General features: G+C 61.4%; 21 protein-coding genes. 6 read left to right on the plus strand and 15 right to left on the minus strand.

The annotated features are described in order from the left end of the window. Nucleotides 1-43: 43 nt before the first annotated feature. Nucleotides 44-400 carry a BON domain-containing protein gene (locus tag CAF73_RS15585; RefSeq protein WP_085697505.1) on the plus strand — a complete coding sequence of 119 codons (357 nt, stop codon included), beginning with the start codon at nt 44-46 and terminating at the stop codon, nt 398-400. 165 nt (nt 401-565) lie between these two features. Here the strand turns inward: CAF73_RS15585 and CAF73_RS15590 are convergent, their stop codons facing one another. The 14 genes from CAF73_RS15590 to dksA all read right to left on the minus strand — a co-directional run bounded on the left by CAF73_RS15590 (nt 566) and on the right by dksA (nt 19967). Further along, entirely contained in the window at nt 566-862 is a 297-nt protein-coding gene (locus tag CAF73_RS15590) for a DUF2845 domain-containing protein (RefSeq protein ID WP_085697504.1), read from the minus strand. Beyond that, nucleotides 862-3813 carry a DUF748 domain-containing protein gene (locus tag CAF73_RS15595; protein WP_085703180.1) on the minus strand — a complete coding sequence of 984 codons (2952 nt, stop codon included), beginning with the start codon at nt 3811-3813 and terminating at the stop codon, nt 862-864. The genes CAF73_RS15590 and CAF73_RS15595 overlap by 1 nt, the downstream gene beginning before the upstream one ends. Before the next feature lie 109 nt (nt 3814-3922). Next, nucleotides 3923-4939, minus strand: a complete 1017-nt coding sequence (locus CAF73_RS15600; protein ID WP_085703181.1) for a class I SAM-dependent rRNA methyltransferase — start codon at nt 4937-4939, stop codon at nt 3923-3925. 144 nt (nt 4940-5083) lie between these two features. Continuing rightward, nucleotides 5084-7021, minus strand: coding sequence for an acetate--CoA ligase (gene acs / locus CAF73_RS15605; protein ID WP_085697501.1), 1938 nt, complete (start codon nt 7019-7021; stop codon nt 5084-5086). A gap of 191 nt (nt 7022-7212) precedes the next feature. Next, a complete protein-coding gene (gene pgi / locus CAF73_RS15610; protein WP_085612637.1) occupies nt 7213-8877 on the minus strand; it encodes a glucose-6-phosphate isomerase in 1665 nt (554 codons plus the stop codon). Between the two features lie 358 nt (nt 8878-9235). Next, nucleotides 9236-10096 carry a pantoate--beta-alanine ligase gene (gene panC / locus CAF73_RS15615; protein ID WP_085703182.1) on the minus strand — a complete coding sequence of 287 codons (861 nt, stop codon included), beginning with the start codon at nt 10094-10096 and terminating at the stop codon, nt 9236-9238. Further along, on the minus strand, nt 10093-10893 hold the full coding sequence (gene panB / locus CAF73_RS15620; protein WP_085697500.1) for a 3-methyl-2-oxobutanoate hydroxymethyltransferase: 801 nt from the start codon (nt 10891-10893) through the stop codon (nt 10093-10095). Before panB ends, panC begins: the two co-directional genes overlap by 4 nt. A gap of 379 nt (nt 10894-11272) precedes the next feature. Continuing rightward, on the minus strand, nt 11273-11758 hold the full coding sequence (folK, locus tag CAF73_RS15625) for a 2-amino-4-hydroxy-6-hydroxymethyldihydropteridine diphosphokinase (protein WP_085697499.1): 486 nt from the start codon (nt 11756-11758) through the stop codon (nt 11273-11275). Between the two features lie 3 nt (nt 11759-11761). After that, entirely contained in the window at nt 11762-13162 is a 1401-nt protein-coding gene (locus CAF73_RS15630; protein WP_085697498.1) for a polynucleotide adenylyltransferase PcnB, read from the minus strand. Nucleotides 13163-13895: 733 nt separating this feature from the next. Then, nucleotides 13896-15329, minus strand: a complete 1434-nt coding sequence (locus CAF73_RS15635; protein WP_085697497.1) for a sigma-54 dependent transcriptional regulator — start codon at nt 15327-15329, stop codon at nt 13896-13898. Nucleotides 15330-15351: 22 nt separating this feature from the next. Next, entirely contained in the window at nt 15352-18306 is a 2955-nt protein-coding gene (locus tag CAF73_RS15640) for a sensor histidine kinase (protein WP_166742304.1), read from the minus strand. Continuing rightward, on the minus strand, nt 18290-18466 hold the full coding sequence (locus tag CAF73_RS29845) for a hypothetical protein (protein WP_003176118.1): 177 nt from the start codon (nt 18464-18466) through the stop codon (nt 18290-18292). The genes CAF73_RS15640 and CAF73_RS29845 overlap by 17 nt, the downstream gene beginning before the upstream one ends. Nucleotides 18467-18543: 77 nt before the next feature. Continuing rightward, entirely contained in the window at nt 18544-19440 is an 897-nt protein-coding gene (gene gluQRS / locus CAF73_RS15645; RefSeq protein WP_085703183.1) for a tRNA glutamyl-Q(34) synthetase GluQRS, read from the minus strand. A gap of 83 nt (nt 19441-19523) precedes the next feature. Next, nucleotides 19524-19967, minus strand: a complete 444-nt coding sequence (gene dksA, locus CAF73_RS15650) for an RNA polymerase-binding protein DksA (RefSeq protein WP_085697495.1) — start codon at nt 19965-19967, stop codon at nt 19524-19526. 334 nt (nt 19968-20301) lie between these two features. Between dksA and CAF73_RS15655 the strand changes: the two genes are divergently transcribed. Both CAF73_RS15655 and sfsA read left to right on the plus strand, forming a co-directional pair. After that, nucleotides 20302-21474 carry a pyridoxal phosphate-dependent aminotransferase gene (locus CAF73_RS15655; protein WP_085703184.1) on the plus strand — a complete coding sequence of 391 codons (1173 nt, stop codon included), beginning with the start codon at nt 20302-20304 and terminating at the stop codon, nt 21472-21474. Continuing rightward, nucleotides 21474-22187, plus strand: coding sequence for a DNA/RNA nuclease SfsA (sfsA, locus tag CAF73_RS15660; RefSeq protein ID WP_085703185.1), 714 nt, complete (start codon nt 21474-21476; stop codon nt 22185-22187). The genes CAF73_RS15655 and sfsA overlap by 1 nt, the downstream gene beginning before the upstream one ends. Here sfsA and CAF73_RS15665 read toward each other — a convergent pair. After that, the gene (locus CAF73_RS15665) at nt 22184-22501 is read right to left on the minus strand and encodes a Rieske (2Fe-2S) protein (protein WP_085703186.1); all 318 of its coding nucleotides are present in this window, start codon (nt 22499-22501) and stop codon (nt 22184-22186) included. The genes sfsA and CAF73_RS15665 overlap by 4 nt on opposite strands. Nucleotides 22502-22663: 162 nt before the next feature. Here CAF73_RS15665 and CAF73_RS15670 point away from each other — a divergent pair, with 162 nt between their 5' ends. The 3 genes from CAF73_RS15670 to CAF73_RS15680 are packed head-to-tail and all read left to right on the plus strand — an operon-like array spanning nt 22664 to nt 25337. Then, nucleotides 22664-23536 carry a hemin ABC transporter substrate-binding protein gene (locus CAF73_RS15670; RefSeq protein WP_085697491.1) on the plus strand — a complete coding sequence of 291 codons (873 nt, stop codon included), beginning with the start codon at nt 22664-22666 and terminating at the stop codon, nt 23534-23536. Between the two features lie 50 nt (nt 23537-23586). Continuing rightward, complete coding sequence (locus CAF73_RS15675; RefSeq protein WP_176247740.1) at nt 23587-24570, plus strand: iron ABC transporter permease; 984 nt, start codon at nt 23587-23589, stop codon at nt 24568-24570. After that, nucleotides 24570-25337: a heme ABC transporter ATP-binding protein gene (locus CAF73_RS15680; protein WP_085703188.1), complete on the plus strand. Its 768-nt coding sequence runs from the start codon at nt 24570-24572 to the stop codon at nt 25335-25337. Before CAF73_RS15675 ends, CAF73_RS15680 begins: the two co-directional genes overlap by 1 nt. Nucleotides 25338-25345: the final 8 nt, after the last annotated feature.

The following is a 25345-nucleotide window of genomic DNA, read 5'->3' on the forward strand; positions in this document are numbered from 1 at the left end:
AAGACAACCAGCAGACTTTCCAGAAAAAACAGGAGTTACTCGTATGAAGAAGTTCGCTATCACTGCCGCTGCTGCTACCGCGCTGACCCTGACCATGGCTTCCGGTGCATTTGCTCAATCGACTCAAACCACTCAGGCGCCGATGACCCTGGCTGCCGGTGAAGTCACCAAAGCGAAAGAAGCTACTTCCGATACCTGGATCACGACCAAAGTAAAAGCGGATCTGGTCACCGAAAAAGGTATTCCAGGCACTGATATCAAAGTAGAAACCAACAAAGGCGTCGTGTCGCTGTCCTCCACGGTTGCCGTGACCGACTCGCAAAAAGAAATGGCCGTTGCCATCGCCAAGAAAATCAAAGGCGTTAAAGCGGTCTCCGCTGACGGCCTGAAAGCCGAGTAAGGCAAGACTTCTCGCCTGGACCGGGAGAAGACGCGACAGGCGGGCCGAGCAATACGTCTGCCGCACTTTAGAGTTCATGCGAACGGCCACACGGATTGTGGCCATTACAGGCCCCGGCATTCATGTCGGGGCCTGTTCTATTTCAGGGGCAGAAAAAGTGGAAGGTCAGTTGCCGCGTTTGCTGTTGATCTGTTTCAGACGATTGCCTTCAAAGCGCAGGTACTGATACATGCCGTTGCTCGGGCCATAGGTCCATTCCTCGACCTGAAACTCTTCCCGGCGGTTGGCGCTGCGCTTGTAGCCGAGCAGATCGCGACTGACCGGCTCTCCACATTTTTGCAGCACCTCGCTGGCGCGGTCGCCGAGGCTTACAAGCTGGCTGCCGCAGCGCAAGGTATCGGACGCCGCAGCCTGGCTGGCGATCAACGCCAGCCCCAGTGCCGTCAACCATTTGCCGTTCATCACTCGGCATCCAGATGCATTTGTGTCACCACGCGGCCGTCGCTCTCCGCTTCGCCGAGATTGGCGTCGATGAAATACACGCGATCGTCGGCCAGTTGGCCCTTGTCCACCAGGTAATCCTTGATGCTGCTGGCCCGGTCCTGACCGAGCTGGCGCAACAGCACGTCGCTGGAACTCCAGAACTTGATCACGTCGGCGCGCATTTTCGCCGTGCGTTCTTCCTTGCCAAGATCCTTCCATTCGGCCGGTGGCTGGGTTTTCAGACGGGTACGGTAGATGCCCTCGAGCAGCGGACCTTTTTCGTTATCCGGTACCTGGATCAGCGAAGCCTGAGCCGGCACCTTGTCGCCCCGGCGCTGGAGCATCTTGTAGTAGTTGTACTGGTATTCACGTTCCAGACGCTGTTCGGCGAGTAACGGGCCGTCACTGCTTTTCGCAGCGGTGCCTTCGATTTCCAGACGCAGGGCCGGACGCTCTTTCAGCGCTTGCGACAGTTTCACCAGCGCCGCTTCGGCGTCTTTGCTCAGGTCACTGGAACCCGGTGCGAAGGACACGGTGCCGAGGTCTTCGGAACCACCACCGCTGACCAGACCGCCAATCAGCTTGAACGGTGCGGCGGCGGCTTTGACGATCAGGTTGCGCAGGGTCTGCCAGACAATCGGCATCACGCTGAATTGCGGATTGTTCAGGTCGCCGGTCACCGGCAGCTCGATGGAAATCTTGCCGTCGACATCCTTGAGCAGCGCGATCGCCAGTTTCAGCGGCAGGCTCACGGCATCCGGACTGTCGACTTTCTCACCGAGTTGCAGCTGTTCGACCACCACTTTGTTCTCGGCCTTGAGCTGGCCTTTGGTGATCAGGTAATGCAGGTCGAGGTTGAGCCGGCCCTTGCGGATCCGGTAGCCGGCGAACTTGCCGGAGTAGGGGGTCAGGGTGGTCAGTTCGACGCGTTTGAAACTGGTGGCGATGTCGAGGCTGGCCATCGGGTCGAACGGATTGACCGCGCCCTTGATGGTTACCGGCGCATAGCGGTCGACCTTGCCCTTGACGTCGACGCTGGCCGGTTTCGCCTGACGGCTGTCGATGGTGCCGATCTGGCCGTTGAGCTGCTGGATTGCGGTGGCAAAGTTCGGGGTCAGGCTGAAGTCGGCGAAGTTGGCCGAGCCGTCATTGATCGCGATGCCACCAATGTGAATGCCCAGAGGTTTGTCATTGCTCGCCGGTTTCGCCGCAGCGGTCTTCGCCCCGGAATCGGCTGGCTGCGGGATCAGCAGGTCGTCGATGTTGGTGGTGCGGTCATCGTTGATCATGAACCGTGCGTACGGCTGGAACAGGTTGATCCTGTCGATCGACAGGCTGTCGCCGTGCTGATAGTTGAGGCCTTCGACCACCACTTGCTGCCACTTGAGGAAGTCGCGGGTTTTCAGGGTGTCGAGGGTGTGCAACTGATCGACCTGAGCACGACCGGTGACGCTGAGGGCCAGGGGGGCGGTGCTTTTCAGGTTCACTTTCAGGTCGCTGCCGAGCATGCCGCTGCGCAGTTCGAGGCGAATGAACGGGTTGATGTAGGACTGCGCGACCCGCAGGTCGATGTCCTGGGTTTTCACGTTGAGCTGCGCGGTGACAGGGGCCAGATTGACCACGCCGTCGGCGCTGATCTTGCCTTGCTTGCCCAGCCCGGTGTCGAGCCTGAGGTTGAAGGGCGAGCCATTGAGGCTGTCGAAATTCTGCAGATCGACGTTCAGCGGGGTGACATCCAGAGTCACTTCCGGCTTCGCCGAGCGATCGGCCAGATGCACCTTATAGTCACGCAGTTGCACGTCCTTGAGCAGCACTTGCCACGGTTTGCTCGGCGCGGTCGGCTCGGGTTTCGGCGAGTCGGCGGCCGCTGGAGCGCTTTTCGGTTCTGCCGCAGCTTTGGCGGCGGGTTTCGATGGCTGGCTGGCGAACAGTTTTTGCCAGTCCAGCTGTCCGTCCGCTTCCAGCGCTGCCCAGGTCTCCAGTTTCTGACTGCGGATCTTGCCGACCACCACTTGCTGTTTGGCCAGATCCACGGTGGTGTCGCTGACGTCGAGGCGCTCGAGTTTCGCCAGTTGACGCCCGTCCGGCGCCTTGATGGCGAACGGCGCGATGTTGACCGCCACGTTGCTCAGCAGCAGTTCGGTTTCCTTGGACAGGTTGAGCTTGTAATCGGTGCTCAGGCTGACCACCCCGTTTTCCAGCACCAGTGGCACGGCGTCGCGCACGTAAGGCCAGAACGCTTTCATCTGGCCGTCGGTGATCTTGAGAGTGCCTTCAGAGGCGATCGGAACCAGGCTGAAGTTGCCTTTCCAGTCGATCTGTCCACCGGCCGGTCCGATCGCGACGAGGGTCATGTCGGCGTTGTCTTCGGGCAGAGTGCTGAGGTTTTTCAGTTCGAAATCGAGTTTGTCGTAAAGAAATTCGATCGGCTCGCTGGGGCGTGCATCCACGAAATGCAGGTTGCCGCCGGCCAGCTGGATCCGGTCGATGCGCAGCGGAAATGGTTTGGCGTCCGGATCGGCCGGGGCGGGTTCGCTGGCCGGGAGCTTGAACAGGCCCAGCAGATTGAGCTGGCCGTCCTTGGCGAACAGGATCTCGGTCTTGGATTTTTCCAGTTCGATGTCCGACAGATGCAGGGCTTTGGTCCACAGGCTGTCGAGTTGCAGGTTGGCGTACAGACGTTCGAATCCGACCTGTTCCTTGCCCGGCTCGCCGATCACCAGGCCCCATAGCGTGAGCTCAAGACTGAACGGGTTGAGCTCGATGCGCTGCAGATGCGCGGGCACCGTGGCGTAGTTGGCCAGTTGCTGATTCACCACCCTGAGCGCAATGCCCGGCAAAATCAGGAAGCCCAGCAGGCTGTAGAGGGCCAGAGCAGTCAACAGGGCGCCAATCGCGCGAATCAATCCTTTGGGCATGTGCGGCTTCATCTGTCTGAATCGGAGTGCCTTGGAGTATGGCACGCGATTCCGGTTCCGAAGCAAATGCCCATGCTCAGGATTGTTCAGATTTTTCCGTGGGAAATTTCCTTCGCAGCAATCAGAGCTGAAGAATCAGGGTCTTCAGCGGTGGCTGCTGATCCATCGACGGGAAGTCCCGGCCCGGGGTCATCACGCTCCATTCGCGCACCGGCCGCCCGGCTTTTTCAGCGCAGCGCAGCACTTGTTCGCGCCAGTCGTCCATGCTGACTTTCGCCAGATTGTTGCAGCAGATCAGCACGCCATGCTCGGCGGTGGTCAGCAGGGCGGGCTTGAGCAGGCTTTGATAATCACGCAGCAGGTCGACGGTGCCGAACGCACTCTTGGCCCACGCGGGCGGGTCGAGGAGCACCAGATCGTACTGGCGCTGTTCCAGGCGTTGATAGCTCGGCAGTTTCTGCCCGCGACGCTGGCTGATCGGCAGGCCGGCCAGTTGGCGGATCGCCGGGAAGTAGTCGGACTGGATGAATTCCATGGTCGGCAGGTGCGGGTTGAGCTGACCGTTCTCGCGGCCGACCGCCAGATTGCCCTCGGCGAAATCCAGGTTGCACACCTCGCGCGCACCGCCGGCCGCTGCGCTGAGACCGACGCCGCAGGTGTAGGCGAACAGGTTGAGCACGCTTTTGCCCTTGGCGTGATCCTTGACCCAGCCGCGGGTGTTGCGCAGGTCGAGGAACAGCAGCGGATCCTGCCCGGCATGGCGTCCGCGTACACGATAGTTCAGGCCCCATTCGTGGCCGACCAGATCGACCAGCGCCGCGTCTTCGGCGCGGTAGACGCTGTCTTCACGGTCGATCCGCGAGTTGCCACGGGAGCGGTCGTTGTAGACCAGCAGCGTTTCCAGTCCCAGGGTCTGGTTGACCATGGCGTGCAGTTGCAGCAGGTCTTCGCGCGCCAGCGTCTGGTGGAAACTTTGCACCATCAGTTGCGGGCCGTAGCGATCGATGGTCAGGCCGCCGGCGCCTTCCTGGCTGCCGTGGAACAGCCGATAGCAGTCGGTGCCCTGGCGGTGCAGCTCGGCGAGCAGATCCTGGCGTTGATCGAGTGCGGCGCGCAGCGCCAGGTTCAAGGAAGACATGCGGGCGCCTTGCTGGAGGGAATCGGGGCGCGGGAGTTTAGCAGTTTGGCAGGCAGTCGAGGGTAGCCATCGCGAGCAGACTCGCTCCCGCAGACGATCAAAAGTCCTGGTGGGAGCAAGCTTGCCCGCGATGCTTTTGCGCCCTTACCGGTTCAAGCGTTTATCGATCAAGCCCTGCACCACGCTCGGATCCGCCAGCGTCGAGGTGTCTCCGAGGCTGTCGAGTTCGTTGCACGCGATCTTGCGCAGGATCCGCCGCATGATTTTGCCCGAGCGGGTCTTCGGCAGGGCCGGGGCCCACTGGATCAGGTCCGGTTTGGCGAAGCTGCCGATTTCCTTGCTGACGTGGGCCAGCAGTTCTTTCTTCAGTTCATCGGTGGGCTCGGTGCCGTTCATCGGTGTAACGAACGCGTATATCCCCTGGCCTTTGACGTCGTGGGGATAACCGACCACGGCGGCCTCGGCGATGCTGTCGTGCAGTACCAGCGCACTTTCCACCTCGGCGGTGCCGATGCGATGGCCGGAGACATTGATGACGTCATCGATGCGCCCGGTGATCCAGTAATCGCCATCCTCGTCGCGGCGGGCGCCGTCGCCGGTGAAGTAGTAACCGGGGTAGGGCTTGAAGTAGGTGTCGACCATGCGCTGCGGATCGCCGTAGACGCTGCGGATCTGCGCCGGCCAGCTCGACTTGATCGCCAATACGCCGCTGCCGGCGCCCTTGATTTCCTTGCCGTGTTCATCGAGCAGCACCGGTTGCACGCCGAACATCGGTTGGGTGGCGCAGCCCGGTTTGATTCGCTGGGCGCTGACCAGCGGGCTGAGCATGATGCCGCCGGTTTCGGTCTGCCACCACGTATCGACGATCGGGCAGCGCTGTTCGCCGACCACGTTGAAATACCATTCCCACGCTTCCGGGTTGATCGGCTCACCGACGCTGCCGAGCAATCTGAGGCTTTCGCGTGACGTTTCCTGCAAGGGGCCGGCGCCTTCACGCATCAACGCCCTCAACGCTGTCGGCGCGGTGTAGAAGATGTTGACCTTGTGTTTGTCGATCACCTGCCAGAATCGCGAAGTGCTCGGGTAACTCGGTACGCCTTCGAAGATCAGCGTGGTTGCGCCGTTGGCCAGCGGGCCGTAGACGATGTAGCTGTGGCCGGTGACCCAGCCGACGTCGGCGGTGCACCAGAACACTTCGCCGTCGCGGTAGTCGAGCACGTACTTGAAGGTCATCGCCGCTTGCAACAGGTAACCGCCGGTGGTGTGGAGCACGCCCTTGGGTTTGCCGGTGCTGCCGGAGGTGTAGAGGATGAACAGCGGGTCTTCGGCGTCCATCGGTTCCGGCGGGCAATCGTCGCTGACATCACGCACGGCCTGGTGATACCAGAGGTCGCGGCCTTCGACCCAGTCAACTTTGTTCTGAGTGCGCTCGACCACCACGACGGTGCTGACATTCGGGCAACTCTGCAGGGCCTTGTCGACGTTCTGTTTCAGCGGCACGAACTTGCCACCGCGCACGCCTTCGTCGGCGGTGATCACGGTGCGGCAGTCGGCATCGAGAATGCGGTCGCGCAGGGAGTCCGGGGAGAAACCACCAAACACCACCGAGTGAATCGCGCCGATCCGCGCGCAGGCGAGCATGGCGTAGGCCGCTTCGGGGATCATCGGCATGTAGATGCACACTCGGTCACCTTTCTTCACGCCACGGCTTTTCAGCACATTGGCCAGGCGGCAGACGTGGTGATGGAGTTTGCTGTAGGTGATTTGCGTCGATTCGGCAGGGTCGTCGCCTTCCCAGAGGATGGCGGTCTGATCGCCGCGCGTTTCCAGATGGCGGTCGATGCAGTTGTAGCTGACGTTCAGCTTGCCGCCGGCAAACCAGGCGGCTTCACCGGTCTTCAGGTCATAGCGCTGGACGGTCTGCCACGGTGTGCTCCAGTCGAGGAAGCGGGTGGCCTGTTCGGCCCAGAAGGTGCCGGGGTGTTCAATGGATTCGCGGTACAGGCGCTGGTAGTCGTCCTGACTCAACTGTGCAGCCCGGCGGACGGCATCGGCTTTGGGGAACGTGCTGATATCGAACATGACGGTTCCTTATTCTTGTTGTGCGACAAGGATAAAGATGCGCCGAGAGTCCAACAGGTTCAAGTCATCCACAAACGACTGTGGGAACGAGCTTGCTCGCGAAGGCGGAATGTCAGTCAACGTGGATGTTGAGTGAATAACCGCAATCGCGAGCAAGCTCGCTCCCACAGGGTGACTGCAGAGCGATCAAATCAGCCGCGGTGACGGCCGCGGAAGTAGTTGATCAGGCCTTGGGTGGATGCATCTTCGGCGGCGGTTTCCTCGCTGCCGACCAGGCGGTTGTAGACGCCCTTGCCCAGTTCCTTGCCCAGCTCCACGCCCCATTGGTCGAAGGCGTTGATGCCCCAGACCACGCTTTGCACGAAGACTTTGTGTTCGTACATCGCCACCAGTGCGCCGAGACGACGCGGGCTGATTCGCTCGACCACCAGGGTGTTGCTCGGACGGTTGCCCGGGATCACCTTGTGCGGCGCGAGTTTCTGCACCTGGTCTTCGCTCATGCCCTTGTCGCGCAGTTCCGCTTCGGCTTCCGGCAGGGTCTTGCCGAGCATCAGTGCCTGGCTCTGCGACAGGCAGTTGGCGTAGAGCCACTGATGGTGGTCGGAGACCGGGTTGAAGCTGACGATCGGCACGATGAAGTCGGCCGGAATCAGTTGGGTGCCCTGGTGCAGCAACTGGTGGTAAGCGTGCTGACCGTTGCAGCCGACGCCACCCCAGATCACCGGGCCAGTGTCGGTCGATACGGCGGTGCCGTCCTGACGCACGCTCTTGCCGTTGGATTCCATGTCCAGCTGTTGCAAGTGCTTGGTGATGTTACGCAGGTAGTGGTCGTACGGCAGGATCGCGTGGCTTTGCGCGCCCCAGAAGTTGCCGTACCACACGCCGAGCAGCGCCAGCAGCACCGGCATGTTCTGTTCGAACGGCGCGCTCTGGAAATGCTGGTCCATGGTGTACGCACCGGACAGCAGTTCCTTGAAGTTGGACATGCCGATGGCCAGCGCAATTGGCAGGCCGATGGCCGACCACAGCGAGTAACGACCGCCGACCCAGTCCCACATCGGGAAGATGTTTTCTTCGCGGATACCGAAGGCCACGGCTGCCGCGTTGTTGCTCGATACGGCGATGAAGTGGCGATACAGCTCGGCTTCCGAACCACCCTGGGCCAGGTACCAGGCACGGGCGGCCTGGGCGTTTTTCAGGGTTTCGAGGGTGTTGAACGACTTCGACGACACGATGAACAGCGTGGTCTCGGCGCGCAGTTTTTGCGTCAGCTCGTGGAACTCGCTGCCGTCGATATTCGCCAGATAGTGGCAACGCACGCCTTTCTGGGCGTAGGACAGCAGGGCTTCGGAGACCAGCTCGGGGCCGAGGAACGAGCCACCGATGCCGATATTCACAACGTCAGTGATCGGCTTCTCGGTGTAACCACGCCACAGACCGTCGTGGATGCGGCCCACCAGATCGGTGATCTGGTTCAGCACCTTGTGTACTTCAGGCATCACGTTGACGCCGTTGACCGACAGCTTGTCGCCGACCGGGCGACGCAGGGCGGTGTGCAGCGCCGGGCGGCCTTCGGAGGAATTGACGATTTCGCCGTCGAACAGCGCCTTGATCGCGCCCTTGAGATCGACTTCATTGGCCAGACCCACCAGCAGGTTGCGGGTCTCGGCGTTGATCAGATTCTTCGAATAGTCGAGAAACAGTCCGCAGCTGCTGAGAGTGAACTGATTGAAGCGCTGCGGATCGGCGTTGAAGGCTTCGCGCATGCTGAAATCCTGCATGGCTTGGCGGTGATCTTTCAACGCTTGCCAGGCAGGCAGAGCGGTAACGTCATGAGGAGTGCGGTAGTACGCCATCGCTGCGGTTTTCCTTTTTACTTGAACGGCCTTTTGAACACTGAAAAGACCTCCCCGCCAGGTTTGGGCGAGGGGGCAACTGCGTCGACACGATTACTTTGGCGCAGGGCGAATACAGTAAACCCAGCGCCGCGATCTGTCTTGGCTTTGTCTGACCTGTTTTCGGTACTTTTTTAACATTGATAACAGACGGGGGCCGACGGACGGCAAGTCATGCGAGCAAGTTCCTGCGTTCGCGCGCAGTGGACCGGCGGGCAGTTTGCCCGATGGTCAGGTGCTCAGCAATGCGATCAGGAAGGGGAGTTGGCACGAATGTGGGAGCGAACAGGCGCGCTCCCACATGCTGCTGTTGCAGTGTTCAGGCGGGGGTATCGAGGTTCAGGTGCAGGTTGTCGATCAACCGGGTGGTGCCGAGGAATGCTGCAACCAGAATCACCAGATCACGATCTTCCGCCGTGGCCGGACGCAGGGTCAGGGCGTGGCGGATTTCCAGGTAGTCCGGACGCAGGCCGGCGGCTTCCAGTTGCTGGCGTTGCGCCTGAATCAGGGCAGGGAAGTCGCGTTCACCCTGCTTGATAGACTCGGCAATGCTGTTCAGGGTGCGATAGACCACCGGCGCCACGGCGCGTTGCTCTTCACTGAGGAAGCCGTTGCGCGAGGACAGCGCCAGGCCGTCGGCGGCGCGTACGGTCGGCTCGCCGATGATCTGGATCGGCATGTTCAGGTCATGCACGAGTGCGCGGATTACCGCCAGTTGCTGGAAGTCTTTCTGGCCGAAGATCGCCAGGTCCGGCTGGACCATGTTGAACAGCTTGCTGACCACCGTCGCCACGCCTTCGAAGTGCCCCGGACGGCTGGCGCCGCAAAGGCCTTCGGAAAGTTGCGGCACGCTGACCCGGGTCTGACCGGCCATGCCGTCGGGGTACATCTCTTCGACGGTCGGGGCGAACAGCAGATCGCATCCGGCTTCCAGCAGTTTTTCCTGATCCGCCGCCAGGGTGCGCGGGTACTTGTCGAGGTCTTCGCCTGCGCCGAACTGCAGCGGGTTGACGAAAATGCTCGCGACCACGAAGTCCACGCGCTGGGTGGCCTTGGTGATCAGGGCAATATGGCCGCTGTGCAGGTTGCCCATGGTCGGCACGAAGCCGATGCGTTTGCCTTCGCTGCGGGCGCGCGCCACGGCGGCGCGCAGTTCACGTACGGTTTTGACGGTGTTCATGCAGAGAATCCGTGTTCGATTCCGGGGAAAGTGGTGGCTTTGACTTCACTGACGTAAGCCTTCAGCGCGGACTGGATGCTGTCCTGACCCTGCATGAAGTTCTTCACGAACTTCGGCACACGGCCGCTGATCGACAGGCCGAGCATGTCGTGCAGTACCAGCACCTGACCGTCGGTGGCGTTGCCGGCACCAATGCCGATCACCGGAATCTTCACCGCCTGGCTGATTTCAGCCGCCAGTTCGCTCGGCACGCATTCGAGCAACAGCATGGCTGCACCGGCCTGCTCCAGGGAGATCGCGTCGGCGCGCATCTGGCGTGCCTGGTTCTCGTTGCGACCTTGCACTTTATAGCCACCAAGAATGTTCACGGCTTGCGGGGTCAGGCCCATGTGGGCGCAGACCGGCACACCGCGCTCGGCCAGCAGGCGGATCGAATCCGCCAGCCACAAGGCGCCTTCGACCTTGACCATGTGCGCGCCGGCCTGCATCAGCAGAGCGCTGTTGGCCATGGTTTGCTCGAGGGTGGCGTTGGCCATGAACGGCAGGTCCGCCAGGATCAGTGCATCAGAGTTGCCGCGTTTGACGCTGGCAACGTGGTAGGCCATTTCTGCGGTGGTCACCGGCAGGGTGCTGTCATGACCCTGCAGAACCATGCCGAGGGAGTCGCCCACCAGCAGCACTTCGACACCGGCCTCGTTGCAGGCGTGGGCGAAGGTCGCGTCATAGCAGGTCAGCATGGTGATCTTTTCACCTTTCTGCTTGAGGCTCTGGAGCGTGGTCAGGGTGATGGCTGGCATGTAAGAAATCCTCGTTCAGGCGCTCTGGAAACTACTGCGAGTAACGCGCGTGATTCGTCATCTATTCAGGCGCACGCTCTTTTGTCGTGCTTATAAGGCCTGGATTGCGCCCTTGTATGCCGGGTTGGCGGCAGCGGGACGCCTATAGTCGTGATGAGGCCTCAGGAAGTCAATTGCGTGTGTTACCGCATTGTTACGAGGGGAGTGTTACCTGCGTTACTGATGCGATTCAGCGGGCCGGGCCGGGAGATTCGCGCTTTTTTGTCCTACAAAAACACTTGTGGGAACGAGCTTGCTCGCGAAAGCGGTCAGTCAGCCAATGCAGACATTGACGGTTAGATTGCCTTCGCGAGCAAGCTCGCTCCCACAGGGTGTGGTATCAGTTTGAGGTAATGCGTTCCAGGCCGACGAACGGGCATGATGCGAGAAGATCGGCAAGGGTGCGGCCATCGGCCAGGCGCAGATCCTCGGCAGCCAGTTCGGCCAAGGGATAGAGAACGAACGCGCGCTCCTGCATGTGGTAATGCGGGACTTTCAGGCGCGGCTCGTCGATCAGTCGATCACCGAACAGCAGAATGTCCAGATCCAGTGTGCGCGGGCCCCAGCGTTCCAGGCGTTCGCGGCCTTGATCGTTTTCGATCGCCTGCAAGGCATCGAGCAGATCCAGCGGGGCGAGCGCGCTGTCGAGTGCGGCGACCGCGTTGGTGTAACGCGGTTGGCCCGGCAGCAACGAGTCGCTTTGGTAGAAGGCAGACACGCCGACCAGTTTGGTGTCGGGCAATTGCCCCAGCGCGTCGACCGCGTTGCGCAGTTGTTCGGCCGGGTCAGCCAGGTTGCTGCCCATGCCGATGTAGATGCGTTCCATCGCTTATTCGCCCGTAGCACTCGGTGCGCCGGCGCGCTTGCGCTTGGAACCGCTGCTGCGGCGACGCTTGCGCGGTGCACCACTGGCGTCATCACCCTTACCGCTGAGGTCACGGATCATGTCGCGGCGTTCGCTGTCGTTGGCGTCCTGATAATCGGTCCACCAGTCGCCCAGGCCATCAGTCTGTTCACCGGCGCTCTCACGCAGCAGCAGGAAATCGTAGCCGGCGCGAAAGCGCGGATTGTCCAGCAGCAGGTCGGCGCGTTTGCCGCTGCGGCGTGGCAGGCGTTCCTGCATGTCCCAGATCTCGCGGATCGGCATGGTGAAGCGTTTTGGGATCGCGATGCGCTGGCACTGTTCGGCGATCAGTTCGTGAGCGGCTTCCTGCATGGCCGGAATCGGCGGCATGCCACGTTCCTGCAGACGCAACACGCGAGCGGGAAGGGCTGGCCACAACAGGGCGGCGAACAGGAACGCCGGGGTCACCGGTTTGTTCTGCTTGATCCGCAGGTCGGTGTTGGTCAGCGCTTCGCTGATCAGCGTGTGGGTGTATTCCGGGTTGTGTTCCAGCGCATCGGCACTGGCCGGGAACAGCGGCGCGAACAGTTGCAGGTCGACCAGCATCTCGAAGGTGATGGCGCCATGACCGGAGAGGAACAGCTTGAGCACTTCCTCGAACAGGCGGGCCGACGGGATCTCGCGCAGCATCGGCGCCAGTTCGCGGATCGGCTGGACGGTGTGCTTCTCGATGCCGAAATTGAGCTTGGCGGCGAAACGCACGGCCCGCAGCATCCGCACCGGGTCTTCCTGATAACGCTGCGTCGGATCGCCGATCAGACGGATCAACTGGTTACGGATGTCGTGCACGCCGTTGGCGTAGTCGAGGATGCGCTCGCTGACCGGATCGTAATACAGAGCATTGATGGTGAAGTCGCGGCGTTGCGCGTCCTCTTCCAGGGTGCCGTAAACGTTGTCACGCAGAATGCGCCCGCTCTCGTTGCGCGAAGACTGGTTGCTGTCTTCGTCGTCTTCGTTTTGCGGGTGATTGGCGCGGAAGGTCGCGACTTCAATGATTTCGCGACCGAAATGGATGTGTACCAGCTTGAAGCGGCGACCGATGATTCGCGCATTGCGGAATTCGGCACGCACCTGCTCGGGGGTGGCGCTGGTGGCGACGTCGAAGTCTTTGGGCGTGATGCCCAGCAGCATGTCTCGCACGCAACCGCCAACCAGGTAGGCCTGGTAGCCGGCGCCCTGCAGACGTTCGACGATGTTGACCGCATAACGGCTGAATTGCGCCTTCTGCAGCGAATGTTGGCCGCTGTTGAGGACTTCAGGCGTGCTACGGATGTGTTGCGTACGACGCAGGGGAGTTCGGAATGACTGGAACAGCTTCTTCAGCATGGGATGCACTGTTTGAAGGAATGTTCGGCCATACCAGAGAATGACCGCATGATGGGCCGGGATTCTAGCATTTAGTCGAGGGATGGTGTAGGACGCTGCCGATTTGCGCTGCAAGCCGCAGGCTAGAGGGGGGGAAGATGTATCGGAAGGAAGATTTTCCGTGAAGGAGAAACTACAAGGGGAGCCGAAGCTCCCCAAGAAGTAGTTGCGTGCTCTTTTTATTATTGATTCGGGCTTTTTGTTTTTGTTGAGTGCCCTCGCCATGAAGCTTTTTCTTCATGACCCTCCCAATCGGGAGCCAAGAGCAAACGGATTGCTTTGGTCGCTGTGTTGCAGTGATCTTGCGATCCAACCAGTACAGGCTCTGTCTTAAGACAGTTTTTGTTGTTCTCGGCCTGGTCGTGGGGCTGGCCCCAAATACAACGCCTCTCCAAAAGAATCAGTTAGCTGCGCCTCTCGCCGTCTTGTTTTTATTGTGCGTGAGTCGATTCGTCTTATTTTTATTGTCTTGTGCATTGCTTGTTATTGTTCTTGTACCAAACATATAGCAGGTGCCGTGCCAACTTTTGTGAACCCCAATAAAACAAGGGGTTAGGTCGATATGACCGTTTTCGCAGGGCGAAAAAAAGCCGGGGTTTCGTTACCGATAACCCCGGCTTCTGTTACGTGAAAAGACTGAGGTAACAGTTTTTTCACATCTTCAACGGTAACCCGCACACTCGACAGGTCACGTTCAGCTCTCGCTGGCGACCCCGGTCTTGCGCCGTGGAATGCCCAGACGCTGACGGCGTTCCCACAGGCATTTGCGGCTGACGCCCAGTTTGCGCGCCAGTTCGGTCTCGGTCATGTGGTCCTGATGTTCGAGCACGAAGTGCTGGAAGTAGTCTTCCAGCGACAGGTCTTCGGTCGGCTCGTGGCTGCTGCTGGCGTTACCGGGCGTTTGCGCCGGCAGGCCGATGAATTCGTCGTCCTCCAGATCGCCCAGTTCGATGTCGATGCCCAGCAGGTCGGCAGAGATTTCCGGGCTTTCGCTCAGAATTACCGCGCGCTCAACGGCGTTTTCCAGCTCCCGCACGTTACCCGGCCAGGAATAGTGACGGATTGCCTGCTCGGCATCGGCGGCAAATTTCAGGTCGGTGCGGTTGATGCGGGCGCTTTGACGAGCGAGGAACGCATTGGCGATTTCGTTGACGTCGGCGCCGCGCTCGCGCAGGGCGGGCAGTTTCAGCGCGATCACGTGGAGGCGGTAGTACAAGTCTTCGCGGAACTGGCCGATTTTCGCCAGACTCTTGAGATCCCGGTGGGTCGCGGCGATCAACCGGACATCGACTTTCTGCGACTGAACCGAGCCCACCCGGCGAATCTCGCCTTCCTGCAGTACGCGCAGCAACCGGGCCTGGGCTTCCAGTGGCAATTCGCCGATCTCGTCGAGGAACAGCGTGCCGCCGTCCGCCGCTTCCACCAGGCCGGCGCGACCCGCGCTGGCGCCGGTGAACGCGCCTTTTTCGTGACCGAACAGTTCGGACTCGATCAGGCTTTCCGGAATGGCTGCGCAGTTCACCGAGATCATCGGTGCTTTGGCGCGTTTCGACAGATTGTGCAGAGCGCGGGCCACCAGTTCTTTACCGGTACCGGACTCGCCCTGGATCAGCACGTTGGAATCGGTTGGCGCGACTTTACGGATCTTGCCGTAAAGGTCCTGCATCGGCGGACACGAGCCGATGATGCCGATTTCGCCGTTGCTGTTGTCGATGGCGGATTTACCGCTGCCATTGGCCGATTTGGCGGGAGCTGCTTCGCCGGCGGCAGGCGCCGACTGGCGATCACGCAGGATCCGCGCGACAGCCTGAAGCATTTCGTCGTGGTCGAAGGGCTTGGCGATGTAATCCACCGCGCCCATCTTCATCGAGTCGACCGCCGAGCGCAGACTGGCGTAGCTGGTCATGATCAACACCGGCGTGCCCTCGCCGAGCTTGATCAGCTCGGTGCCCGGAGCGCCCGGCAGTCGCAGGTCGCTGACGATCAGATCGAACGTGGGAATACTGAAGCGTTCTTGTGCTTCCTGCACTGAACCGGCTTCGCTGACCTGGTACTGGTTACGTTCCAGCAGGCGGCGCAAGGCGGAGCGGATAATGGTTTCGTCTTCGACGATCAAAATGTGCGGCATTGATTCGATACTCTCGACGGTCTCAGTTCACAGCGGACGTCGCTTCGACATGGCGCGGCAATGTCACCCGGATACGGGTGCCGCGCTGGCTCTGAACATCAGCCGGGCTGTCGATGGTGATTTGTCCATAATGCTCTTCAACGATGGAATAGACCAGTGCAAGGCCCAGACCGGTGCCTTCGCCAGGATCCTTGGTGGTGAAGAAGGGTTCGAACAATCGGTCCATGATGCTCGACGGAATACCGCTGCCTTCGTCTTCGACGATCAGATCGACCGTGTGTTCGCCGGCTTCGCTCTTGACCCGCACTGCACTGCCGGCAGGCGAGGCGTCACGGGCGTTGGAGAGCAGATTGATCAGCACCTGGGCGAGCCGCTGCGGGTCGCCTTCGACCCAGTGATCGGGATCGCACAGGTTGTAGAACTGGACTTCGAAATTGCGCCGGTTCAGGGCCAGCAGGCCGATGGCGTCCTGAGCCACTTCCGCCAGACAGACGGGCTCGTCACTGTGCTGATGACTGCCGGCATGGGCAAAACTCATCAGCGACTGGACGATGCGTGACACGCGTTTGGTCTGTTCGAGGATCTGACCGCTGATTTCCGTCAGCTCACCATCTTCTTCGCGCTCTTCCCGCAGGTTTTGTGCGAGGCAGGCGATGCCGGTGATCGGGTTGCCGATTTCGTGGGCCACACCGGCCGCGAGCCGGCCAATGCTGGCCAGACGCTCGGAGTGCACCAGCTTGTCTTCGAGCATCTGGGTTTCGGTCAGGTCTTCCACCAGCAGCACCAGGCCGCTGTTGCCCGGTGCCAGCGGTTCGTCGATCGCGGCTTTGTGCAGGTTCAGCCAACGGGTCTGGCCGTCAAGGGCCAGATGCTGTTTGTGCAAGTGCTCGTCGGGCAGGTGAATGAAGCCTTGCAGCAGGTCTTTCCACGGATTGGCGATGGTGCTCAGGCGCGAGCCGACCACCCGTTGCGCAGCAATCCCGGTCAATTCTTCCATGGCCTTGTTCCACATCAGGATCTCCTGATCCTTGGCCAGCGAGCAGACGCCCATTGGCAATTCCTGCAGGGTCTGGCGGTGGTAGCGGCGCAGTGCATCGAGTTCGGCGGCCAGACCGGTCAGGCGCGAGTGGTAGTCCTCCAGGCGGCTTTCAATGAAGTGGATGTCTTCGGTGACGTAGTTTTCTCCGCCGGCCTTGTACGGCAGGAAGGTTTCCACCATGTCCTGGGCGACGCTCGGTCCCATCAGGCCGGAGAGGTTGGCTTCGATCCGGTCGCGCAGGCGGCGCAAGGCGTAAGGGCGGCGCTCGTCGAACGGCAGATAAAGGTCGCGCAGGGCCTGTTCGACTTCTTTCTGCGCAGCCTTGGCGCCCAGCGGCTTGGCCAGTTGCGTGGCGAATTCCTGCGGAGAGGCGGCGTGCAATTCGCGGCGCTGCGGACGGCGCACGTTATCCACAGCACAGGCTTCGGCAGCGCTGGCCTCTTCCGGGCTGGCATTGGTGAACAGCGAAATCAGCGTGAACATCAGGACGTTGGCCGCCAGCGAGGCGATGGCCGCCATGTGCCAGCTCGTATCGTCCAGCACGTAGATCATGTTCAGCAGCGGAATATAGAAACCCTGCAGATTACCGACCAGCGGCAACAGCATGGTCACGACCCACACCACAATTCCCGCCAGGAGACCGGCGATAAAGCCGCGGCGATTGGCGGTCGGCCAGTACAGCACCGACAGTACACCCGGCAGGAATTGCAGGGTCGCTACGAAGGCGACGATGCCGAGGTTGGCCAGGTCCTGCTCGGCGCCGAGCATCAGGTAGAAGCAGAAGCCGGCCATGATGATCGCGACGATCAGCGCCCGGCGGGTCCATTTCAGCCAGCGATAGATATTGCCTTCGGCCGGCGGCTGGTAGAGCGGCAGCACCAGATGGTTCAGGGCCATGCCCGACAGGGCCAGCGTGGTGACGATGATCAGGCCGCTGGCCGCCGACAGGCCGCCGACATACGCCAGCAATGCCAGCGATTTGCTGTTGGCGGCGATGCCGATGCCGAGGGTGAAGTATTCCGGATTGGTGGTGGCGCCGAGTTTCAGGCCGGCCCAGAGAATCAGCGGCACCGCCAGGCTCATCAACAGCAGGAACAGCGGCAGGCCCCAGCTCGCGCTGACCAGCGAGCGCGGGTTGAGGTTTTCGGTGAAGGTCATGTGATACATGTGCGGCATCACGATCGCCGAGGCGAAAAACACCAACAGCAACGTGCGCCACGGGCCTTCCTGCAATGGCGTGTGCAGGGCGGCGAGTGCGGTCTGGTTCTGCAACAGCCACAGTTCAAGCTGTTGCGGGCCGTCGAATACGCCGTACAGCGCGTAGAGGCCGACGCCGCCAAGGGCCACCAGTTTGATCACCGATTCGAAAGCAATCGCGAACACGAGTCCTTCGTGCTTTTCACGGGTGGCGATGTGCCGGGAGCCGAAGAAAATCGTGAACAGAATGATCAGCGCACAAAACGCCAGGGCCACGCGATTCTGCACCGGCTCGCCGGTGAGGATGCCGATCGAGTCGGCCACGGCCTGGATCTGCAACGCCAGTAACGGCAAGACGCCGATCAGCATGAATATCGTGGTCAGCGCACCGGCCCAGGTGCTGCGGAAGCGGAAGGCGAACAGGTCCGCCAGCGACGACAGTTGATAAGTGCGGGTGATCTTGAGGATCGGATACAGCAGCACCGGCGCCAGCAAAAACGCGCCGGATACCCCGAGATAACTGGACAGGAAGCCGTAGCCGTACTGATAGGCCAGCCCCACCGTGCCATAAAACGCCCACGCACTGGCGTAGACCCCCAGCGACAGGGTGTAGGTCAACGGATGGCGAATGATCGCCCGCGGGATCATGCCTCGTTCACTGATCCACGCCACGCCGAACAGCGCGGCCAGGTAGGCGGCGCTGATCAGCAGCATCTGGGTCAGGCTAAAGCTCATCGGCATCTTTTTGGCTCTGCAGGATGAAGGTCACGACAATCAGGATCAGCCAGAGCAGATAAGGGCGATACCAGGCGCCCGTAGCGTCGATCCACCAATCCATGATGGCGGGAGAAAACAGGTAGATCCCCACGACCAGAAGCAGGACCAAGCGATAGATGTACATCCCGGCCTCTCTTTTTTATGCGCGTGCCCGAAAACGTGCGGCGATGGTAACGGATGGGCGCGCCACTGCAAGTGTCGTCACAGCAGTTGCGCTTCGGGCAGGGTCAGTGTGCGCGGGATTTTCAAGGCATCCCAGTGGCCGCTGCCCCAGTTCAACAGTTCCTGCGGCGAGGCGTGGGCCAGTTCGGGCCCAGGGTTTTGCCCCAGTGCGCGCAGGGCCCGCAGCAACAGCGGTGTGGCCTGATCGGCTTCCAGCGGTGGCGAGCGATAGGACTTGCCGAGCTTGTGGCCGTCCGGCTGAGTAATCAGTGGCAGATGCAGATAGCGCGGTTGGCGCAGGCCCAGCAATTCCTGCAGATAGAGCTGGCGCGGTGTGGAGTCGAGCAGATCGGCACCGCGCACGATGTCGGTGATGCCCTGCCAGGCGTCGTCCAGTACCACCGCCAGTTGATAGGCGTAAAGACCGTCGCGGCGGCGGATCACGAAATCCCCCACGTCGCGGCCCAGATGCTGACGGTATTCGCCCTGCACCCGGTCGATGAAGTGATATTCCAGCTCCGGCACGCGCAGGCGAATCGCCGCGTCTTCCTGACCATGGCCGGCGTTGCGGCACAGTCCCGGGTAAATGCCGTGGTACGGCTCCAGTTGCTTGCGCGAACAGGTGCAGGCGTAGGCCAGGCCGTGATTGAACAGGCTGTCGAGCACTTGAGCGTAGGCCTCGTGCCGATCGCTCTGGCGGACCATTTCGCCGTCCCATTCGAAGCCATAGCTTTCCAGTGCCTTGAGAATCGCCGCTTGCGCGCCCGGCTCTTCGCGGGGCGGATCGAGGTCTTCCATGCGCACCAGCCAGCGGCCGCCCACCGAGCGTGCGTCCAGATAAGAGGCCAGGGCGGCAACCAGCGAACCGAAATGCAGGTGCCCGCTGGGGGTCGGGGCGAAGCGGCCAATGTAGGCGGGGGAGGTGTTGGCAGTCATGAGGGCGATGTTACTTGAGAGTCCAAAAACAGCAGAAACAAAAACGGAGCGTTCGCACGCTCCGTTTTTCGTTCAGGCCGGGATTATTTGCCGACCTGCTTTTCCTTGATTTCCGCCAGATTCTTGCAGTCGACGCACATGTCGGCAGTCGGACGGGCCTCAAGGCGCTTGACGCCGATCTCGATGCCGCAAGAGTCGCACCAGCCGTACTCTTCGTCTTCGATCAGTTGCAGGGTCTTGTCGATCTTCTTGATCAGTTTGCGCTCGCGATCACGGGCGCGCAGCTCGAGGGCGAACTCTTCTTCCTGGCTGGCACGGTCGGCCGGATCAGGAAAGTTGGCCGCTTCGTCTTTCATGTGATCAACAGTGCGGTCGACTTCCTGCATCAAGTCCAGTTTCCACTTGGTCAGGATCTTGGTGAAGTGCGCGCGCATTGGAGCGCCCATGTACTCTTCGCCCGCTTCCGGGACGTAGGGTTCGAAACCGCTGAGTGTCTGACTTGCCTGTTGCTTTGCTTGGGTGGGCATGAAATGGACCGCCTCTACTCTTGTAATCCATTGCGCAGGATTGCTCCATCACCGACACCTGCCGGCCCTGCGGCTGCAAGCGGGCGAACTTACCAGATCAATTCGGCCCGCGCTACTCCCGGATGTCGAGGGTGCGGCCGGTGGGGCTTGCAAATGTTTGCCAAGCCATGTCGGGCAATGTTGCAGACCTGCTCAATCACTGATTTTAGTCAATCCTGGAATGTACGCTCGGGTCGTTACAGTCCAGTGTTCTTGAGGCTGTGACCGCTGCGGGTTCTCGCTCGTTCCGGCAGATGGGTAGAATCGTTTCTTTTCCCTCGTTGAAGGAAGGCCAATGGCTCAGCCCTACAGTGCGCGCAGTCGTGCGATCGAACCGTTCCATGTGATGGCGCTGCTGGCGCGGGCCAATGAATTGCAGGCCGCTGGCCACGACGTGATCCACCTGGAAATCGGCGAACCGGACTTCACCACCGCCGAGCCGATCATCCGCGCCGGGCAACAAGCCCTGACGGCGGGCAAAACCCGCTACACCGCGGCCCGTGGCATTCCCGAGCTGCGCGAGGCGATTTCCGGCTTCTATCAAACGCGCTACGGCCTGAGCATCGATCCTCGCCGGATTCTCATCACGCCCGGCGGTTCCGGCGCGCTGCTGCTGGCCAGCGCGTTGCTGGTGGATCCGGGCAAACACTGGCTGCTGGCCGACCCGGGCTATCCTTGCAACCGGCACTTTCTGCGACTGGTCGAGGGCGCGGCGCAGCTTGTACCGGTGGGCCCGGACGTTCGCTATCAACTGACGCCGGATCTGGTAGCGCGCCACTGGGACCAAGACAGCGTCGGTGCGCTGGTCGCCTCGCCGGCCAATCCGACCGGTACGATTCTGACCCGCGATGAACTGGCCGGGTTATCCACAGCCATCAAGGCGCGTCACGGGCATCTGGTGGTGGACGAGATCTACCACGGCCTGACTTATGGCACCGACGCAGCCAGTGTGCTGGAAGTGGACGACAGTGCATTTGTCCTCAACAGTTTCTCCAAATATTTCGGCATGACCGGATGGCGTCTTGGCTGGCTGGTGGCGCCGGATGCGGCGGTCAGTGAGCTGGAAAAACTCGCGCAGAACCTCTACATCAGCGCGCCAAGCATGGCCCAGCATGCGGCGCTGGCCTGTTTCGAGCCGGACACCATCGCGATTCTTGAAGAGCGCCGCGCCGAATTCGGCCGTCGTCGCGACTTCCTGCTGCCGGCATTGCGTGAACTGGGTTTCAACATTGCCGTAGAGCCGGAAGGCGCGTTCTATTTGTATGCCGATATCAGCCAGTTCGGCGGCGATGCCTTCGCTTTCTGCCGACATTTCCTTGAAACCGAACATGTAGCGTTTACGCCGGGGCTGGACTTCGGTCGCTATCAGGCCGGTCATCATGTGCGCTTTGCCTACACGCAAAACCTCCCTCGCTTACAGGAAGCGGTGGAACGCATCGCTCGTGGCTTGAAGAGCTGGCAAAGCTGATGCGTTTTCATCCTCCTCTCGAAGAAGGCCGCTTGATCCGTCGTTACAAGCGTTTTCTCGCCGATATCGAAACCGTTGGCGGCGAGTTGCTGACCATTCATTGCCCGAACACCGGCTCGATGCTCAATTGTCAGGTTGAGGGCGGGCAGGCCTGGTTCAGCCGTTCCAGTGATCCGAAGCGCAAGCTGCCCGGCACCTGGGAAGTCGGTGAAACCCCGCAAGGCCGGCTGTTTTGCGTGAACACCGGACGCGCCAATGCACTGGTCGAAGAGGCCTTGCAGGCCGGCGTCATCAGTGAATTGAACGGGTTCACCGGGCTCAAGCGCGAAGTGGCGTACGGACAGGAAAAGAGCCGGATCGACTTTCGCCTCGACTACCCGACGGGCCCGGCGTATGTGGAAGTGAAAAGCGTCACCCTCGGGTTCGACGGTACGGCAGTAGCGGCGTTTCCCGATGCGGTGACAGAGCGCGGCGCCAAGCATTTGCGTGAACTGGCGCATCTGGCCCGGGACGGGATTCGTGCGGTGCAGTTGTACTGCGTCAATCTCACCGGTATCGAAGCAGTGCGACCGGCCGAGGAAATCGACTCGGCCTACGCCGCTGCGCTGCGCGAGGCTGTGGCGTGCGGGGTCGAAGTCCTGGCGTACGGCGTGCGTTTGAGCCATGAAGAAATGGTGGTCGACCGGCGACTGGACGTGCTGCTCGGCGGTTAAACATCGATCCACAGCCCTTGTGCGTCTTCACGGCAGGGGATGGTCGTCAGCGATTGCCCGGCGCACGGACCGGCGACACATTCTCCGTCCTCGATCAGAAACAGTGCGCCGTGGGTGGCGCACTGGATCAGACTGTTGCTCGGATCCAGAAACTGGTCGGGGTGCCATTCCAGGCCAACGCCCCGATGCGGGCACCGATTGAGGTAGACATACGCCTGCCCCGCGCGGCGCACGGCAAACAGTTTTTTCCCGTCGATGTCGAAACCGCGGCTGCCGCCCTCAACCAGATCGGCGCCCGCGCAGAGAAACTTCATGACTATCCTCAAGTGTCGGCTCGTGTCCGGATATGTCCGAGCTTGACGTTCAAATGCAAACAATTATCAAATGGCCGCCTTCGCCCGTCGCGAGGTGGCCGCTGCCGAGGATACTTGGCCTGCCGTTACGATGCCCGGGAAAACCTTTCAAGGAAGCTGTTTATGCGCCTGACTACCCGCGTTGCCGTGCTGTGTGTCGGACTTTTGGTCAGCCACCAGGCTGCAGCGGCCGAGTTGCCGCAACGTTGGGTCAGCGCCGGCGGCGCGTTGTCGGAGTGGGTGAGTGCGCTGGGTGGTGAGTCCAGGTTAGTGGGCGTCGACACCACCAGCCAGCATCCGCAATCTCTCAAGTCGCTGCCGAGTATTGGTTACCAGCGCAGTCTGTCGGCCGAAGGCATTCTCAGCCTGCGCCCGGACATCCTGATCGGCACCGAGGAAATGGGCCCGCCGCCAGTGATCTCGCAGGTTCGCAGTGCCAAGGTGCAGGTGGAGTTGTTCTCGGCTCAGCCGGATCTGCCGACGCTGGAGAAAAACGTTACCCATCTGGGGCAGTTGTTGGGCGCCGAAAGCCAGGCCGCCCAGTTGTTGCAAGGTTATCAACAGCAACTCGATGCGCAAAAGACTCGTGTAGCTGAAGCCCAGACCAAGCAGAAAGCGCCGGGCGTGCTGTTGGTGCTCGGCCATGCCGGCGGCAAACCGCTGATCGCCGGCAAGGACACCGCCGCCGACTGGCTGCTGCAACAGGCGGGCGGGCATAACCTTGCGACCCACACCGGTTACAAGCCGTTTTCCGTCGAGTCCCTGGCCAGTCTCGATCCTGAAGTGCTGGTGTTCGCCGACCGTGCGCTGACCGGCGAGGCGGCAAAAGCGGCGCTGTTCAAGGAAAACCCGATCCTCGATTCCAGCCGTGCGGCCAGGACCGGACGGGTGCTGGAGCTGGACCCGACGCTGCTGGTAGGCGGGCTCGGGCCGCGTTTGCCGGCTGCACTGAAGACCCTGTCTGACGGTTTCTACCCGACCCAGAGCGGCCAATGACCACGCTGGTCAAACCCCGTGGTTTGTTTATTGGCCTGATCCTGTTGTGTCTGTTGGCGATCTGGCTGTCGCTGGCGTTGGGGCCGGTCAGTCTGCCGTTGTTCGATACCTTGCGCGCTGCACTGCGCCTGATCGGGGTGCCGCTGGCGCCGGACGGTCTGGAACAGGCTGAACTGATTCTCGGGCAGATTCGTCTGCCGCGTACATTGCTCGGATTGGCCGTTGGTGGAGTCCTGGCGCTGTCCGGGGTGGCGATGCAGGGGCTGTTTCGCAATCCGCTGGCCGATCCGGGGTTGGTCGGCGTCTCGAGCGGCGCGGCGTTGGGCGCTGCGGTGGCGATTGTCGGTGGTTCGTTTTTTGGCGGATTGCCGGAGTGGTTCGGGCCTTATCTGCTGTCGGTGTGTGCGTTTCTCGGTGGTCTGGGAGTTACAGCGCTGGTCTATCGACTAGGCCGACGTAACGGGCAGACAAATGTCGCGACCATGTTGCTGGCGGGCATTGCTCTGACGGCGCTGGCCAGCTCGGCGGTGGGGCTGTTTACCTATCTGGCCGACGACGCGACATTGCGCACGTTGACGTTCTGGAACCTGGGCAGCCTTAACGGCGCGAGCTATGCGCGGTTGTGGCCGCTGCTGATCATCACTGCCGGTGTTGCACTTTGGCTTCCACGTCGGGCGAAGGCGCTCAATGCGTTGCTGCTCGGCGAATCGGAAGCCGGGCATCTGGGGATCGATGTCGAGCGGCTCAAGCGCGAACTGGTGTTCTGCACGGCGCTGGGTGTCGGCGCGGCAGTGGCAGCGGCGGGGATGATCGGTTTTGTCGGATTGGTGGTGCCGCATCTGGTGCGCTTGCTCGCGGGGCCGGATCACCGGGTATTGCTGCCGGCATCGGTGCTGGCGGGGGCCAGTCTGTTGCTGTTGGCGGATCTGGTGGCGCGGCTGGCGCTGGCGCCGGCGGAACTGCCGATCGGCATTGTCACGGCGTTCATCGGTGCGCCGTTCTTCCTTTATCTGTTGCTGCGAGGGCGTGCCTGATGTTGCGTGCGCACAACCTGCATATCCGCCGTGGCCGCAAGACCGTTCTGGTCGACGTCAGCCTGCAACTCGAACCGGGCGAGGTGCTTGGTGTGCTGGGCCCCAATGGCGCCGGCAAAAGTACCTTGCTCGGCGCGTTATGCGGTGAGCTGAGTGCACACGACGGGGAAGTGCTGCTGGACGGTGAGGCATTGAGCCATTGGAGCGGCACTCAGCGCGCCCAGCGGCTGGCCGTGTTGCCGCAGGTATCGACCTTGGATTTCGCTTTTCGTGTCGAAGAAGTGGTCGGCATGGGGCGGCTGCCTTATCAGAGCGGACGTTTGCGCGATGCGGAGATCGTCGCTGACGCTTTGCGGGCGGCCGATGCGGGGCATCTGAGCGGCCGCAGTTATCTGGCGCTGTCTGGCGGCGAGCGTCAGCGGGTGCATCTGGCGCGGGTGCTGGCGCAACTGTGGCCGGGGCAGACGGGGCAGACGTTGCTGCTCGACGAGCCGACGTCGATGCTTGATCCGTTACATCAACACACGACGCTGCAGGCGGTGCGCGAATTTGCCGATCGTGGCGCAGCGGTGCTGGTGATCCTGCATGATCTGAATCTGGCGGCGCGCTATTGTGATCGCATCCTGCTGCTGGAGGGCGGGCGCCCGGTGGCGCTGGATACGCCGCAACAGGTGTTGCGTCCGGAATCGCTGAAGGCGGTTTTCGGTCTGGAAGTGTTGGTGCAGTCGCACCCGGAGCGCGGGCATCCGCTGATCATCGCCCGTTGATTTCGTCA

This window comes from Pseudomonas sp. B15(2017), assembly GCF_002113215.1.
Taxonomy (GTDB): Bacteria; Pseudomonadota; Gammaproteobacteria; order Pseudomonadales; family Pseudomonadaceae; genus Aquipseudomonas.

Bases quoted from the DNA above. Each gene is read 5' to 3' on its own strand.
- CAF73_RS15585 (WP_085697505.1), top strand. From the start codon at position 44: ATGAAGAAGTTCGCTATCACTGCCGCTGCTGCTACCGCGCTGACCCTG.
- CAF73_RS15590 (WP_085697504.1), bottom strand. From the start codon at position 862: ATGAACGGCAAATGGTTGACGGCACTGGGGCTGGCGTTGATCGCCAGC.
- CAF73_RS15595 (WP_085703180.1), bottom strand. From the start codon at position 3,813: ATGAAGCCGCACATGCCCAAAGGATTGATTCGCGCGATTGGCGCCCTG.
- CAF73_RS15600 (WP_085703181.1), bottom strand. From the start codon at position 4,939: ATGTCTTCCTTGAACCTGGCGCTGCGCGCCGCACTCGATCAACGCCAG.
- acs (WP_085697501.1), bottom strand. From the start codon at position 7,021: ATGTTCGATATCAGCACGTTCCCCAAAGCCGATGCCGTCCGCCGGGCT.
- pgi (WP_085612637.1), bottom strand. From the start codon at position 8,877: ATGGCGTACTACCGCACTCCTCATGACGTTACCGCTCTGCCTGCCTGG.
- panC (WP_085703182.1), bottom strand. From the start codon at position 10,096: ATGAACACCGTCAAAACCGTACGTGAACTGCGCGCCGCCGTGGCGCGC.
- panB (WP_085697500.1), bottom strand. From the start codon at position 10,893: ATGCCAGCCATCACCCTGACCACGCTCCAGAGCCTCAAGCAGAAAGGT.
- folK (WP_085697499.1), bottom strand. From the start codon at position 11,758: ATGGAACGCATCTACATCGGCATGGGCAGCAACCTGGCTGACCCGGCC.
- CAF73_RS15630 (WP_085697498.1), bottom strand. From the start codon at position 13,162: ATGCTGAAGAAGCTGTTCCAGTCATTCCGAACTCCCCTGCGTCGTACG.
- CAF73_RS15635 (WP_085697497.1), bottom strand. From the start codon at position 15,329: ATGCCGCACATTTTGATCGTCGAAGACGAAACCATTATCCGCTCCGCC.
- CAF73_RS15640 (WP_166742304.1), bottom strand. From the start codon at position 18,306: ATGCCGATGAGCTTTAGCCTGACCCAGATGCTGCTGATCAGCGCCGCC.
- CAF73_RS29845 (WP_003176118.1), bottom strand. From the start codon at position 18,466: ATGTACATCTATCGCTTGGTCCTGCTTCTGGTCGTGGGGATCTACCTG.
- gluQRS (WP_085703183.1), bottom strand. From the start codon at position 19,440: ATGACTGCCAACACCTCCCCCGCCTACATTGGCCGCTTCGCCCCGACC.
- dksA (WP_085697495.1), bottom strand. From the start codon at position 19,967: ATGCCCACCCAAGCAAAGCAACAGGCAAGTCAGACACTCAGCGGTTTC.
- CAF73_RS15655 (WP_085703184.1), top strand. From the start codon at position 20,302: ATGGCTCAGCCCTACAGTGCGCGCAGTCGTGCGATCGAACCGTTCCAT.
- sfsA (WP_085703185.1), top strand. From the start codon at position 21,474: ATGCGTTTTCATCCTCCTCTCGAAGAAGGCCGCTTGATCCGTCGTTAC.
- CAF73_RS15665 (WP_085703186.1), bottom strand. From the start codon at position 22,501: ATGAAGTTTCTCTGCGCGGGCGCCGATCTGGTTGAGGGCGGCAGCCGC.
- CAF73_RS15670 (WP_085697491.1), top strand. From the start codon at position 22,664: ATGCGCCTGACTACCCGCGTTGCCGTGCTGTGTGTCGGACTTTTGGTC.
- CAF73_RS15680 (WP_085703188.1), top strand. From the start codon at position 24,570: ATGTTGCGTGCGCACAACCTGCATATCCGCCGTGGCCGCAAGACCGTT.